This window comes from Streptomyces sp. BB1-1-1 (genome assembly GCF_031597775.1).
GTDB classification, from domain to species: domain Bacteria; phylum Actinomycetota; class Actinomycetes; order Streptomycetales; family Streptomycetaceae; genus Streptomyces; species Streptomyces thinghirensis.
Map to the genome: position 1 here is coordinate 7589580 of NZ_CP134203.1, position 14501 is coordinate 7604080.

Genomic DNA, 14501 nt, shown 5'->3' on the forward strand with positions numbered 1-14501 from the left:
CCCAGTTCAAGGTAAACGCAAGGGATCTGCAAGCGGCGCAAGCTGTTTACGTGCCAAATCACGTCACAGTGAGGACCGTTGACAAACAGGTGACGCGATAGAAATCTAATGGCGCACTTTCCGCAAAGAATCGACTGTCCTGCTCAATTGGCGCGCATGGTCGGTGCTTCCCCTCCCCGTCGACCTGTCGCACTCCCCGACTCCCCACGGAACAGAGGACCCCCATGAGATGGAGATCCCTCGGCCGACGGTCGCTGACGGGCACCGTCGTGGCCGGGCTGATGACGGTCGGGCTGCTCCCGCTGCCCTTCGCGGCCGGCGCGCACGCCGCGACGGCCGCCGCCGACGTCAACCTCGCCCTCGGCCGTCCGGCCACGGCGGGCGGCTCGCACGGCGCGTACCCGGCCGGCAACACCACCGACGGCACCCAGGCGTCCTACTGGGAGGGCCCGGCCGGCTCCTTCCCCCAGTGGGTGCAGGTCGACCTCGGCGAGGCCCGCGACGTCGAACGGGTGGTCCTGAAACTGCCCGCCGGCTGGGAGAGCCGCAGCCAGACCCTCTCCCTCCAGGGCAGCACCGACGGCTCCACCTTCAGCGCCCTCGCCGGCTCCGCCGCACGGGCGTTCAGCCCGGACCGGACCAACACCGTCGCCGTCGACCTCACCTCCCCCTCCGACGCCCGCTACGTCCGCGTCCACGTCACCGGCAACACCGGCTGGAACGCCGCACAGCTGGCCGAACTGGAGGTGTACGGCGAGGAAGTGGTCACCGAGCCGCCCCCCACCGGCACCAACCTGGCCCGCAACAAGCCGGTCGAGGCCACCTCGTCGGTGCACTCCTACGTCGCGGCCAACGCCACCGACGACTCCACCTCCACCTACTGGGAAGCGGCCGGCCACCCCGCCGACCTCACCGTGCGGCTCGGCGCCGACGCGGACATCAGCGCCGTGGTCGCCAAGCTCGACCCGGACCCCGTCTGGGCCGCCCGGACCCAGAGCATCCAGGTGCTCGGCCGTGCGCAGGGCCAGAGCGACTTCACCTCGCTGCGCGCCCGCGCCGACTACTCCTTCAGTCCGGGCAAGGACAACACGGTGACCGTCCCGGTCACCGGCCGCGTGTCCGACGTACGGCTCAGGTTCTTCTCCAACACCGGCGCGCCCGGCGGCCAGGTCGCCGAGTTCCAGGTCGTCGGCACCGCCGCGCCCGCGCCCGACCTGACCGTCACCGGCCTCGACTGGTCACCCGCGGACCCCTCCGAGCGGGACGAGGTCACCGTGAACGCCACGGTCCGCAACGCCGGCACCGCGCGTTCGGCCGCGACGACCGCGGACGTCACCGTGGAGGGAACGGCCGCCGGCAGCGCGGAGATACCCGCGCTCGACCCCGGTGAGTCCGCCGAGGTCGCCGTCGCCACCGGCACCCACGCGGCCGGCGACTACGCGGTCGCCGCGGTGGCCGACCCGCGCGACACGGTCGCCGAACTGGACGACTCCAACAACAGCCGCACCGCCTCCGACCGGCTGGTCGTCGACCGCGCCCCCGGACCCGACCTGGAGGTGCGCTCCATCACCACCAACCCGGCCAACCCGGCCGTGGGCGCGAAGGTCTCCTTCACCGTCGCCGTGCACAACCGCGGCACGAGCGCCGTCGAGGCCGGCTCGGTAACCCGGCTCCAGGCCGGCACCACCACCCTGAACGGGACGACCGGCGAGGTGGCCGCCGGTGCCACGGTGAACGTGCCGATCAGCGGCACCTGGACGGCGGCAAGTGGTGGCGTCACCCTCAGCGCGACCGCCGACGCGACCGGCGTCGTCACCGAGACCAACGAGAACAACAACGTGCTCGCCAAGTCCCTCGTCGTCGGACGCGGCGCCGCCGTGCCGTACACCGAGTACGAGGCGGAGGACGGCCGTCACAACGGCACCCTGCTCACCACCGACGCCAAGCGCACCTTCGGGCACACCAACTTCGGCACCGAGTCGTCCGGCCGCAAGTCCGTCCGGCTCGACTCGACCGGTGAGTACGTCGAGTTCACCTCCACCACACCCACCAACTCCATCGTGGTGCGCAATTCCGTCCCCGACGCCCCCGGCGGCGGGGGAGCGGAGGCCACGATCAGCCTCTACGCCGACGGCGACTTCGTGCAGAAGCTGACCTTGTCGTCCAAGCACAGCTGGTTGTACGGCAACACCGACGACCCCGAGGGCCTCACCAACCGGCCCGGCGGCGACGCGCGGCGGCTGTTCGACGAGTCCCACGCGCTGCTGGACCGGACCTTCCCGCAGGGCACCGAGTTCCGCCTCCAGCGCGACGCCGGCGACTCGGCCGCCTTCCACGTCATCGACCTGATCGACCTGGAGCAGGTCGCGCCCCCGGCGCCCAAGCCGGCGAACTGCACCTCGATCACCGAGTACGGGGCCGTCCCCGGCGACGGACTCGACGACACCGACGCCATCCAGCGCGCCGTCACCGCCGACCAGGAGGGCGTGATCCCCTGCGTGTGGATCCCGGCCGGGCAGTGGCGCCAGGAGCAGAAGATCCTCACCGACGACCCGCAGAACCGCGGCCAGCACAACCAGGTCGGCATCCGCGACGTCACCATCCGCGGCGCGGGCATGTGGCACTCCCAGCTCCACACCCTGACCCCGCCGCACGAGGCCGGCGGCATCAACCACCCGCACGAGGGCAACTTCGGCTTCGACATCGACGACAACACCCAGATCTCCGACATCGCCATCTTCGGCTCCGGCACCATCCGCGGCGGTGACGGCAACCACGAGGGCGGCGTCGGCCTCAACGGCCGCTTCGGCGAGGACACCAAGATCAGCAACGTCTGGATCGAGCACGCCAACGTCGGCGTCTGGGCCGGCCGCGACTACGCGAACATCCCCGAGCTGTGGGGGCCCGGTGACGGCCTGGAGTTCACCGGCATGCGCATCCGCAACACCTACGCCGACGGCATCAACTTCGCCAACGGCACCCGCAACTCCACGGTCTACAACTCCTCCTTCCGCAACACCGGCGACGACTCGCTCGCGGTGTGGGCCAGCAAGTACGTGAAGGACACCTCCGTGGACGTCGGCCACGACAACCACTTCCGCAACAACACGATCCAGCTCCCGTGGCGGGCCAACGGCATCGCGGTCTACGGCGGTTACGGCAACACCATCGAGAACAACGTCATCTCCGACACGATGAACTACCCCGGCATCATGCTCGCCACCGACCACGACCCCCTGCCCTTCTCCGGGCAGACCCTCATCGCGGGCAACGCCCTGCACCGGACGGGCGGCGCGTTCTGGAACGAGGACCAGGAGTTCGGGGCCATCACCCTCTTCGCGCAGGGGCAGGACATCCCCGGCGTGACCATCCGGGACACCGACATCCTCGACTCGACCTATGACGGCATCCAGTTCAAGACGGGAGGCGGTGCGATGCCGGACGTGAAGATCCAGAACGTCCGCATCGACAAGTCCAACAACGGATCGGGCATCCTCGCGATGGGCGGCGCCCGAGGCAGCGCCACCCTGACCGACGTCACGATCACCAACTCGGCCGAGGAGGACGTGACGATCGAACCGGGATCCCAGTTCAAGATCAACCGGTGAGATCAGCCGGCGGTCCAGCCCGGGACCGTCGGCAGCACCCGCTCGGCGACGCGGAGCACCATCGCGTCGTCGGGCGGCATGCCGTCCTCGCGCCAGACGGAGAGCTCGTAGGAGCCGCCGCTGTCCTTCGCGTCCCGGGCCACCAACAGGCTGCGGGCGATGCCGCCCGGGCCGGCGTCCGCCCCGTCGCCGCCGAAGGAGATGGGGATGGTCCGGTTCGAGTAGAGGGCCGCCGCGCGTCCCAGGACCTTCTTCGCCTGCGCGGTCTCTCCCAGGAGTTCGGCCGTCCCGGCCACCGAGACATCGTCGTAGGACGCCGACAGCTTCACCGTGTAGGTCTCGAACCTGACGGTCGCCTCGGGTGTCGGGATCTTCCTGCCGTCGGCGAGTTCGGTCGGCTCGTCGTTGCCGTAGGCGTTCTGCGCCGGCTCCTCGGGCGTTCCCAGAAGCGCCGGCAGGTCCGGACGGTTCAGCGCCGTGCACAGCCGCATTCCGGACACGCGCTTCGACGGCGGGGCGTCGTCCGTGGCCGAGCAGGTGGCCGGCCCCCGTTTCCCGGAGCTCTGCGCGTCGGCCCGGGCGATGGTCCACATGCCGCCCGCCAGCGCACCGACCAGTACCACCGCGGTGATCGCCTGGGCCGCCGCGCTCATGCCCTTCTCGGGTCTCGCGGAATCGTCCGTCATGTCCCTTGCCCCCCGTCTGACGTGCGCGTTCCTTGCGCGTCGCGGAGCCTATCCGGTGATCGTCCGACGGGGAAGCGCGAATCGTCCGCAAGGCGTTCGGCGTTGAGTTCCGCGACCGCGCCGAGCGCGTCGCCGATCGTCGCGTAGTCCACCGCGATGAAGTTGACCGGTCTGCCGCGCTGCCGCTCACAGGTGTGCGCCCGCTCCAGCACCCGCTGCCGGGAGTTGACGAGCCCGGCGTCCAGCCGCAGCCCGCCGCCGGCCGTGACGAAGTGGTTGAGCAGGAACAGCCGCTTGTCGGCGCCGCCCCGGTTCGGCAGGCAGGACATCTCGTCCGGGCTGCGGAACGCGAACGGCGTCTCCATGCCGTACCGGTAGAGGTTCCGGTACCACGGCGCGGGCCCGTCGGCCTTCTCCGCGAAGACGACCAGGCGCCGGCCGCTGTCGATCATGTCGCCCAGCTTCGGCCACGGCCGGTCCGGGTCCGCGTCCGGCTCGAACAGCAGGTCGGACAGGCCGGCCTGCCGGAAGGCGCTCTGGGTCGCCACGGAGTCGACGCCGTCCTGGAGGATCAGGGTGACGACCTCCGTGGGGTTCGCGCGCAGCCAGTCGCCGATCTGGCGCAGTGTGGGTGTCAGTTCGAGAGCCCCGGCGCCGCACACCGAGTGGCACAGCCACATCCCGGGGTGGGGCGGGTTCACCCGCTCCAGGATCGAGGTGAGCCGGCGGCGCAGGGCCGGGGAGAAGTCCGAGGTGCTCAGCCGTTCCGCGACCTCCTCGGGCCGCTCCCAGCGGTGGGTGTCGAGGAGCAGGACCCGTACCCCGGCGTTGAGCTGACCGACGATGTCCGGGTCCTGGAGGGGGCCGATGAACCGGTCCGCCGTCGTGGCCATCGCGTTGTGCGACGCGAGCTGGGCGATCTCGTCGTAGCGGGCGTCGCACAGCTCGGCGCTGCCCTGGCAGATGCGCGGTGAGGAGCCGGTGATCGCCACCGGCGCCAGCATCGTGCCCACGAGCGCGCACGCCGTGACGGCGAAGGTCAGGGTGGGGCCGTGTCGCGGATCGGTGAGCACCGGCACGCCGGGCCTGGTCTGCCAGACCCAGCCGACGGTGATCAGCAGGGCGCCGGCGGCGAGCAGGATCACCGCGACTACGGTCGCGCTGGTCAGGAGCTGGTCGACGGCGGTGGCCTGGATGTCGCCGAGGAGATCCGCAGCCGACGGGGGCCACGCCTCGGGCGTGTCGAACAGCGCGTCCCCCGGTGTGAGACGCAGCAGGAGCACCGACAGCGCCATCACTGAGGCGGCGGCGGCCGGCACCCAGCCGAGTGGCATCAGCCGGCGCTTGGTGGGGGACGGCGTGAGGAACCACAGCAGGGTGAGCGCGGCGGCGCAGAGCACGGCCGCCGCCGGTTCCACCACCTCCTGGAAGAGACGGGTGATGGAACGTGCGCGGTCCACCGGGGCCAGCGCCTCGTGCGAGGGATCGAGGTCGACGCTGATGACCCAGGCGCCCCTGCCCGCGTCCCGCAGCAGCTCCGCGGCGGCTGCCCGGACCTGGTCCGTCAGCGCGACCGGCGCGACCGCGGCCAGTGCCGCCGCCACGTCACCCCGTTCCAGTGCCGTCTGCACCGTGGGTCTGGTGACGGCGCGCGCGTCCGACGGCACCAGTCGCATCAGCGCGTCCGTGGCCGCGACCGCCTGGCCGTGGGAGAGCGGCAGCGACGGCAGGCCCTCCAGCGGCGCCTCACCGGCCACCACCTGCGCCGCCAGTTCGGACAGGCGCTGCACGAAGGCCTGGAAGTCCGGTTCGGACCGTTGCTGCAGGGCGGCGACGGCGTCACCGAAGTAGGCCCGGCTGAGCCGTTCGACGTTCGCGACGACGGGCTCCAGGTCCACCGTGACGCGAAGCCGGTCGCGGTTCCCCTCCAGGTACTGGATCACCTCGGCGATCTGCCGGTCACCCATGGCCCGAAGGGTCTCCGGAGGAATCACGACCTTGAGGTTCGAGGTGATGGTCGACTGCGGAACGGGCAGTCGGTCCAGCAGTTCCCGGGCCAGTGGCGTACTGCCCGGGTCGACCAGCACCTCGTCGTAGAACCGCTGGTAGGCCCGCTCGTCCTCCAGCACCTGGCCGTAGAACTTCGGATCGAGCACGGTGCTGCGTACGACGGCGGCCGCGGCCAGGACGGTCAGGCTCAGCACCGCGACGCACCAGACCAGCACCTCGACCCAGGGCGAGCGCCGAACCAGTGCGTTCATGGCCCCATTCTCGTTTCGGCCGACCGTCGTGCGACACGGCGTCCGAGTGGCGAACGCCATCACACTCATGCCCCGGCCCGGTCGGCCGATGCCGGTCAGCCCCCGCTCAGGGCTTCCGCCACGGCGACGCTCGGCTGGGGGTGTACGCAGTGCCAGCGATGTCCGCCGGGACCGTCCGTCGCCGCCGGGAAGGCGGCGGCGCACGCGTCGTCCGCCTTCCAGCAGCGGGTGCGGAACGGGCAGCCGGAGGGCGGGTTGGTGGCCGACGGCACCGGCCCGTGCAGGACGATCCGCTCGGGGCGTTCCAGCAGGCTCGGCGTGGCGGAGAGCAGCGCCTCGGTGTACGGGTGGCGCGAGGCGCCGGAGACCTCGGCGGCCCCGCCCTCCTCGACGACGCGGCCCAGGTACAGCACCGCGATACGGTCCGCCAGATAGCGCACCGTCTGCACGTCGTGGGAGATGAACACCATGCCCAGACCGAGGCGGGCGCGCAGGTCCACCAGCAGGTTGAGGATCTGGGCGCGCACCGACACGTCCAGCGCGCTGGTCGGTTCGTCGGCGACGATCAGCTCCGGTTCCAGGGCGAGGGCGCGGGCGATGGCCACGCGCTGGCGCTGACCGCCCGACAACTGCCCGGGCAGCGCCTCCATGGTGTGGCCGGGGAGGCCGACCAGGTCGAGGAGTTCCTCGACGCGCCGCTCCCGCTCGGCGCGGGTGCCGCGGCGGTGCACGTCCAGCGGGTCGCGCAGGATCTGGCGGACGGACAGCCGGGGGTTCAGCGCGGTGGAGGCGTCCTGGAAGATCACGCCGACGGCGGAACCGAACTCGGTACGGCGCTCGGCGGCGCTCATCCGCCACAGGTCCCGGCCCCGGAAGCGCACCTGTCCCTCGGTGGGGCGCTGGAGTCCGGTGACCACGCGGGCCAGCGTCGACTTGCCGCAGCCCGACTCACCGACCAGGCCGAGGATCTCCCCGCGCCGGACCTCCAGGGAGGCGTCGGTGAGGGCGTGCACCGCGTCCCGGCGCAGGATCCCGCCGCTGCGGGCCCTGTGCCGTACGTGGATGTGGTCGAGCCGGACGAGGGGGTCCATGGCGGTGTCCTTCTGCGCGGTCATCGGGCGCTCTCCAGCGACTTGGCCGACCGCTTCTCGGGCGCCGGGTGGTGGCAGGCGAAGAGGTGGTCCTGCCCGGCGTCGCGGTCGGTGGCGGGCGGCGGGGTCGTGGCGCACAGCTCGGTGGCGGCGGCACAGCGGGACGCGAACCGGCAGCCGGGACCGAACGCCCTGGGCGCCGGCACGACGCCGCGGATCTGGTGCAGCCGCTCGGCACCAGACTCCAGCGAGACCACCGAGCCGAGCAGCCCGCGGCTGTAGTGGTGCGCCGGGTCGGTCAGCAGCGCGCGGGTGGCGCCGGCCTCGGCGACCTGACCGGCGTACATCACCGCGACCCGGTGGGCGAGGTCGCCGACCAGGGCCAGGTCGTGGGAGACGAGGACCATCGCGAAGCCGAGTTCGTCGCGCAGTTGGACCAGTAGTTCGACGACCTGGGCCTGCACGGTGACGTCGAGCGCCGTCGTCGGCTCGTCGGCGATGAGCAGCCGCGGGCTGCGGGAGAGCGCCATGGCGATCAGCACCCGCTGGCGCTGGCCGCCGGACAGCTCGTGCGGGTAGCTGCGCAGGGTGCGTTCGGGGGACAGGCCGACCAGTTCGAGCAGTTCGGCGGGGGTCCGGGTGCCGCCGCGGGAGGTGAGCCAGGTCAGCTGGGTGCCGATCAGCACGGACGGGTTGAGGGACGACATGGCGTCCTGGTAGACCATGGCGATCTCCGGGCCCATCAGCGCCCGGCGCTCCTTCGGCGACATCGTCAGGAGGTCGCGGCCCCGGTAGCGGATCTCGCCCTCGGCCTCGGCGTTGCGGGCCAGCAGGCCCATGACCGCCAGACTGGTGATCGACTTGCCGCAGCCCGACTCGCCGACCAGACCGAGGGTCTCGCCCTCGCGGACGGTGAAGGAGATGCCGTCGACGACGCGGGTGTCGCCGTAGCGGTCGGGGAACCGGATGGACAGGTCGCGCACGACGAGCAGTTCGGCGGCGTCCTTCCGCAGCGGCGGCACGGCGGGCTCCGTGGCCGCGAGCCGTGCGGCGAGCCGGGCGAGCGCGGCGTCCACGTCGGCGGTGTCGGCGTCGGGTGCGGCGACGGCCTGCTCGTCGGATTCGGAGTCGGTGCCACCGGCACGGGACCTGTCCGGAGAGGCGGCGGCGTCCGTCATGCCCTCGGACAGGACGTTCAGCGCGAGCACCGTGATCAGCACGCACAGGCCGGGGAAGAGGGTCGCCCACCAGCCGCCCGAGAGCAGGATCTGCCGGCCGTAGGCCAGGACGCTGCCCCAGCTGGGGTCGGGGTCCTGCACACCGGCGCCGATGAAGGACAGGCTCGCCTCGAAGATGATGGAGTCGGCGACCATGACGGTCGCGAACACCAGGACCGGGGCCGCGCAGTTGATGGCGACGTGCCGGGCCACGATGTAACCGCGGCGGGCGCCGATGACCCGCTCCGCGGCGACGTAGTCCTCGCCGTACTGCTCCAGCACGTTGGCCCGTACGACCCGGGCGAGCGAGGGCGAGTAGACGAAGGCGATGGTGAAGATGATGACCGGGACGCTGGGCCCGAAGACGGCGACGAGCACGGCGGCCAGCGCGATCGGCGGGAACGACATCACGATGTCGAGCGTGCGCATCACCGACTCGTCGGCGAGCCTGCGCGAGGTGGCCGCCAGCGCGCCCAGGGCCGAACCGAGGACGAGGGCGAGGAGGGTCGCGCCGAGACCGATGACCAGGGAGTAGCGGGCGCCGTGCACGACCCGCGCGAACACGTCGCGGCCGGCCCGGTCGGTGCCGAACCAGTGGTCGGCGCCCGGCGCCTGGGCGGGTATGCCGGTGGCCAGGGGGTCCTGGGTGAGCAGCGGGGCGAACACCGCGCCCAGCACGACCACCAGCAGGATTCCCAGGGCGATCCGGGAGGGCACCGGCAGGCGGCGCAGGCGGGCGCCGGGCTGGGACAGCCGCGCGGCGAGGGAGCTTGGGGCGAACATCACACCGTCCTGATGCGCGGGTTGACGAGCAGGTAGAGCAGGTCGACGACGACGTTGACCACGAGGAAGGCGATCGCGATGGTGAGTACGGTGCCCTGGACGAGCCCGACGTCGCCGCCGTTGACGCCTTCGAGGATCAGCTTGCCCATGCCGGGCAGGTCGAAGATCGCCTCGATGACGACGGCGCCGCTGAGCATGTAGCCGACCTTGACGCCGAGCACGGTCAGCGGGGTGACCAGGGCGTTGCGCAGCACCGACCGGATGATCAGGGACGGCGGCAGGCCGCTGCCGCGGGCGGTGCGCACGTAGTCGCGGTCGAGTTCGGTGACCATCGAGGTGCGGATCAGGCGGGCCAGCGAGGAGGCGACGGGCAGGGCGAGGGACAGCGCGGGCAGCGTCATGCTCTCGAGCCAGCCGGAGAAGGAGTCGGCCGGGTTGACGTAGCCGCCGGTCGGGAAGAGCGGCATGTTGAGCGAGAACTGCTGGATGAGCAGCACGCCGACCCAGAACGACGGCAGGGCGATCCCGGCCATCGACAGCACCCGGAAGATCTGGTCCGGCCAGCGGTCCCGGTAGACGGCGCTGAGGACGCCGAAGAGCAGGGCCAGCACGACGGCCAGCGCGAGGCCGAGCAGGGTCAGCTGCAGCGTGAGCGGGAACGCGGTGGCGATCCGGTCGGTGACGGGCTGGCTGGGCGACATCGTGACACCCAGGTCCCCTCGCAGCAGATCGCCCAGGAAGGCGAAGTAGCGCACGGGCAGGGGGTCGTCGAGCCCGTTGGCCTCGGCGAACGCGGCTCGCGCCTCGGGGCTCGCCGAGTCGCCGAGCGCGTTGTACGCGGGGTCGGTCGGCGAGAACTGCAGGACGACGAAGACCAGCAGCGCGATGCCGAGGACCATCACCGGCATCATCGCGACGCGGCGCAGCGCGAGCCGGAGGAATGCAACCATCGTGAGGTTCCTAGAGATTGGGGCGGGGCCGCCGCCGCCCGTGGTGGCGCGGCGGCGGCACGGGCGGCCCGGGCGTGCGGGTCGGGGTGTGCCGTTCGGACCGGGCCGGCTCCGGCGGGATCCGAACGACACCCCCTAGGCCCGGCCGACGTCGATGAAGGACAGCCCGGTGGTGGGCAGCGGCTTGAAGCCCGTCAGTGTCCCGTCCCGCCATGCGGTGGGCAGCTTGCGGTGCAGCACCGGATACAGGGCGGCCTCGTCGGCGACGAGGTCGGTGACCTGGCTCCACAGGTCCTTGCGCTTCGTCGCGTCGGCCTCCGCGGCGGCCCTGTCGAGCAGCGACCTGGTCTGCTTGTAGGCCGCGGAGCCCTTCCAGCCGTAGCGGTTCTCCGGCCAGAAGCCGTAGTAGAACCAGCGCAGCAGCAGGTCGGCGTCGTTGCCGAAGACGGACGGGTCGCCCGGCGCGACGAGGGCGTCGAAGCGGCCCTCGTCGATCTTGGCGTACTGGGCGGGGGACTGGGCGATGTCGAGCTCGGCGTCGACCCCGATCGCCGCCCAGCTCTCCTTGATCAGGGGCGCGATGTCCTTGACCCAGCCGTTGTCGGTGAGCAGCAGCGTGAAGGAGAGCTTGCCCGCGCCCGCCTCGGCGAGCAGCTCCCTGGCCTTGGCCACGTCGTGCTCGTAGACGGTGGCGGCCTTCTGGTAGTCGGGGTGCGTGGCCGGCACGTATCCGGTGGCGGCCTCGGCGTTGCCCAGCAGCGCCGTGGAGATGATCTTCTCGGTGTCGAGCGCGTAGCGCAGGGCCTGCCGCACCCGCTTGTCCTCGAAACGCTTGTCGGCGCAGTTGAACATGAGGAAGAGCAGCCCGAAGGACTGGACGGACTCCACCTTGTCCTTGCCGCCGATGCCCTCGACGTCGATGTAGGGCACGTCCTCGATGGCCTGGACCCGGCCGGACTTGAGCGCGCTGACCCGCGCGGACGGGTCGGACATGAGACGCCAGATCATCTTCCTGGCCTTGGCCGGGTGCGGGCCGTTGTACTTGTCGTACGCCTCCATGACGATCTTGTCCTCGCGGACCGCCGACACGAACCGGTACGGGCCCGAGCCGACGGGCTTGGCGTCGAAGGCCTTGGCGTCGGCGCCGGCGATCTTCTTCGGCACGATCCGTACCACCGATATGCGGGACGGGAAGAGCGCGAAGGCGTGCTTCAGCTGGAACTCGACGGTCGACGCGTCGACCGCGGTGACCTTGTCGATGAACGGGACGAACTGCGCCATCAGCGAGGCGTTCTTCTCGTCCAGGACACGCTCGAAGCTGAACACCACGTCGTCCGCGGTGACCGCCGAGCCGTCGTGGAACGTCGCCCCCTCGCGCAGGGTGGCCCGGTAGGTGGTCGCGTTGATCTTCTTGGGCATCTCGGTGGCCAGCGTCGGCCGCGCCACGAGCGTGGCCGGGTCGAGGTCCACCAAGCCCTCGAAGATGTGCATGTTCGCCGCGTACGGGGTGGCGCCCGAGGTGATCATCGGGTCGAAGCCCGTGGAGAGCGGGTAGGAGAGCCCGGCCTCGATGGTGTCGCCGCCACTGCCCGAGTCGCCGGTACCGTCTCCGCTGGAGGCCGGGCCCCCGCAGGCCGACAGGCCGGCGGTGATCGCGGTCGCCACACCGATGGCACTGGTGTATCTCATGAAGGTGCGGCGATCGACGCCGGCTGCACTGCGCGCGGACAAGGAGTCCTCCAGGCGGGAGATGAGATGGTCGAGCGGTGGGGGAGGCGAGTGTGGTCGGCGCCTCACCGACGGCGCATCAGACGTCTGATGTCTGATGCTTGATAACGTGGGAACGTAGCTGGGCAAATGAGAGGGGTCAAGAGGTGGCGGTGGGGCAAAGGGCGGTTCGGCATACGGTGCCGGAGCCCAAAGCGGCACGACAACCGTTGCGGCAGGAGGTCGTGGACGGAATCAAGGCCTACATCCTGCGCAACGAACTGCGCCCTGGAGACCCCTTGCCGACCGAGCCCGCCCTGTGCGAGGCGCTCGGCGCGAGCCGCTCCAGTGTGCGGGAGGCGATCAGAATCCTCACCGCGCTCGACATCGTCGAGGTGCGGCACGGACACGGCACCTATGTCGGGCGGCTGAGCCTGTCGGCCCTGGTGGAGAGCCTGACCTTCCGCGGTCTGCTCAGCCCCGACGACGACTTCCAGGTGCTGTCCGACCTCATCGAGGTGCGCGAGCTGTTCGAGCGCGGCATGGCCGACCGGCTCGTCTCGTCCCTCGACGAGGAGCAGATCGGCCGCCTCGGAGCGCTCGTCGACGAGATGCGCAGAGCCGGTGCCGGGGAAGGTCACGGCTTCGTCGAGGCCGACCGCGCCTTCCACACCCTGCTCCTCGCCCCGCTCGGCAACGACCTCATCGGTCAGCTCTCCACGGCGTTCTGGGACGTCTACGTCATCGTCGCGCCGCACCTCGACGTCTTCACGCACGAGCACGAGGCGGCCACCATCGCCAATCACCAGCGCATCGTGGACGCCGTACGGGACCGGGACCCGGTCGAGTTCGCGGCGGCACTGGCCGAGCACTACGCACCGGTGCGGCAGCGGATCGCGGAGGCCCGCGCCCGCCGCTGACCGGCTTCCCGACGACCGCACAGGCGCCTCCACCGCGGGGCGCCTGTGTCGCGCGCGGGGAGGCCGGCACCCCATCGGGGTGACGCGGGCGCCCACTTGACGGCCGTCGTCAGGATCTCTAGTGTCCCAGGACAACAGACATCAGACGTCTGCTCTTGACGTCCGGGAGTCGGCTCGTCCGCTTCCCTTCCCCCTCTCCGCGCTGCGCCGCGCGCACGCCTCACCGACCGGGGCCCCTTCATGCCACTGACGGACCTCCCGCTCGCCCAGTGCCTCGCACTGCGGCCCGACCTCGACGAGCCCGCCGACCTCGTCGCCTTCTGGGACCGGACACTGCGGGAGGCCGACTCCCACGCGACGGCCCCCGTCTTCACGCCCGTGGAGACGGGCCTGACCCAGGTGACGACCTACGACGCGACCGTGTCCGGGTTCGCCGGCGAGCCCGTCCGGGGCTGGCTCCACCTGCCCGCCGGCGTGAGCGGTCCGCTCGGCTGCGTCGTGGAGTTCCTCGGCTACGGGCGCGGGCGCGGCCTGCCGCACGAGCAGGTGCTCTGGGCCGACGCGGGCTACGCGCACTTCATCATGGACACGCGCGGCCAGGGCTGGTCCACCGCCGGCGGGGACACCCCCGACACCGCCGCCCTGAACGGCACCGTGCCCGGCTTCCTGACCCGCGGCGTCGAGAGCCCCCACGACCACTACTACCGGCGGTTGTTCACCGACGCCGTGCGCTGTGTGGAGGCCGTCCGCGAACACCCGGCGGTCGATCGGGACAGGATCGTCGTCACCGGCGTCAGCCAGGGCGGCGGCGTCGCGCTCGCCGTCGCCGGACTCGTGCCGGGCCTGGCGGGCGTGATGCCCGACGTCCCGTTCCTGTGCGACATCCGGCGCGGGGCGAGCATCGCCGCCCGGCCGCCGTACACGGAGATCGCCGAATACCTGCGCCTGCACCGCGATCGCACCGAGACCGTCTTCACCACCCTGTCCTACGTCGACGCGGCCCTGCTGGCCGCCCGGGCCACTGCTCCGGCCCTCTTCTCCATCGCCATGATGGACGAGGTCTGCCCGCCCTCCACGTGCTTCGCGGCCTACCACCGCTACGGCGGCCGCAAGGACCTGCGCGTCTACGAGTTCAACGGCCACGAGGGCGGCGGCGGCCACCACCGGCGCGAACAACTCGCCTGGGTACGGGAGTCGCTCTCCGCGCCCCGCTCCGCGGCTCCCACCGATCTCTCCGCCCTGTACGACCCCCGGCTCGCCTGACCCCTCACCCGAGAA

9 protein-coding genes are annotated in these 14501 nt (G+C 71.4%); 3 read left to right on the plus strand and 6 right to left on the minus strand.

Annotated features, from left to right (window positions below; all coding sequences use genetic code 11):
• The first annotated feature begins 224 nt into the window (after positions 1 to 224).
• Positions 225 to 3608 (plus strand): CARDB domain-containing protein, encoded by a 3384-nt coding sequence (locus RI578_RS34790; protein ID WP_310874772.1) that lies wholly within the window; start codon positions 225 to 227, stop codon positions 3606 to 3608.
• 2 nt (positions 3609 to 3610) lie between these two features.
• On the opposite strand, the gene RI578_RS34795 is transcribed toward RI578_RS34790, so the two are convergent.
• From RI578_RS34795 to RI578_RS34820, 6 genes are all read right to left on the minus strand, one after another.
• A complete protein-coding gene (locus RI578_RS34795) occupies positions 3611 to 4294 on the minus strand; it encodes a DUF6215 domain-containing protein (RefSeq protein WP_310874773.1) in 684 nt (227 codons plus the stop codon).
• Positions 4291 to 6555 (minus strand): PI-PLC domain-containing protein, encoded by a 2265-nt coding sequence (locus tag RI578_RS34800; RefSeq protein WP_310874774.1) that lies wholly within the window; start codon positions 6553 to 6555, stop codon positions 4291 to 4293. The genes RI578_RS34795 and RI578_RS34800 overlap by 4 nt, the downstream gene beginning before the upstream one ends.
• Before the next feature lie 95 nt (positions 6556 to 6650).
• On the minus strand, positions 6651 to 7670 hold the full coding sequence (locus tag RI578_RS34805) for an ABC transporter ATP-binding protein (RefSeq protein ID WP_310874775.1): 1020 nt from the start codon (positions 7668 to 7670) through the stop codon (positions 6651 to 6653).
• On the minus strand, positions 7667 to 9646 hold the full coding sequence (locus RI578_RS34810; RefSeq protein ID WP_310874776.1) for a dipeptide/oligopeptide/nickel ABC transporter permease/ATP-binding protein: 1980 nt from the start codon (positions 9644 to 9646) through the stop codon (positions 7667 to 7669). Before RI578_RS34810 ends, RI578_RS34805 begins: the two co-directional genes overlap by 4 nt.
• Positions 9646 to 10596, minus strand: coding sequence for an ABC transporter permease (locus tag RI578_RS34815; protein WP_310874777.1), 951 nt, complete (start codon positions 10594 to 10596; stop codon positions 9646 to 9648). The genes RI578_RS34810 and RI578_RS34815 overlap by 1 nt, the downstream gene beginning before the upstream one ends.
• A gap of 135 nt (positions 10597 to 10731) precedes the next feature.
• Complete coding sequence (locus RI578_RS34820; RefSeq protein ID WP_310874778.1) at positions 10732 to 12285, minus strand: ABC transporter substrate-binding protein; 1554 nt, start codon at positions 12283 to 12285, stop codon at positions 10732 to 10734.
• 185 nt (positions 12286 to 12470) lie between these two features.
• Between RI578_RS34820 and RI578_RS34825 the strand changes: the two genes are divergently transcribed.
• Positions 12471 to 13223, plus strand: a complete 753-nt coding sequence (locus RI578_RS34825) for a FadR/GntR family transcriptional regulator (protein ID WP_383554078.1) — start codon at positions 12471 to 12473, stop codon at positions 13221 to 13223.
• A gap of 240 nt (positions 13224 to 13463) precedes the next feature.
• Positions 13464 to 14486, plus strand: coding sequence for an acetylxylan esterase (locus tag RI578_RS34830; protein ID WP_310874780.1), 1023 nt, complete (start codon positions 13464 to 13466; stop codon positions 14484 to 14486).
• The last annotated feature ends 15 nt before the right edge of the window (positions 14487 to 14501 follow it).

Excerpts from the sequence above, each read along its gene's own strand:
- RI578_RS34790 (WP_310874772.1), top strand. The coding sequence starts at position 225 with ATGAGATGGAGATCCCTCGGCCGACGGTCGCTGACGGGCACCGTCGTG.
- RI578_RS34795 (WP_310874773.1), bottom strand. The coding sequence starts at position 4,294 with ATGACGGACGATTCCGCGAGACCCGAGAAGGGCATGAGCGCGGCGGCC.
- RI578_RS34800 (WP_310874774.1), bottom strand. The coding sequence starts at position 6,555 with ATGAACGCACTGGTTCGGCGCTCGCCCTGGGTCGAGGTGCTGGTCTGG.
- RI578_RS34805 (WP_310874775.1), bottom strand. The coding sequence starts at position 7,670 with ATGACCGCGCAGAAGGACACCGCCATGGACCCCCTCGTCCGGCTCGAC.
- RI578_RS34810 (WP_310874776.1), bottom strand. The coding sequence starts at position 9,646 with ATGTTCGCCCCAAGCTCCCTCGCCGCGCGGCTGTCCCAGCCCGGCGCC.
- RI578_RS34815 (WP_310874777.1), bottom strand. The coding sequence starts at position 10,596 with ATGGTTGCATTCCTCCGGCTCGCGCTGCGCCGCGTCGCGATGATGCCG.
- RI578_RS34820 (WP_310874778.1), bottom strand. The coding sequence starts at position 12,285 with ATGAGATACACCAGTGCCATCGGTGTGGCGACCGCGATCACCGCCGGC.
- RI578_RS34830 (WP_310874780.1), top strand. The coding sequence starts at position 13,464 with ATGCCACTGACGGACCTCCCGCTCGCCCAGTGCCTCGCACTGCGGCCC.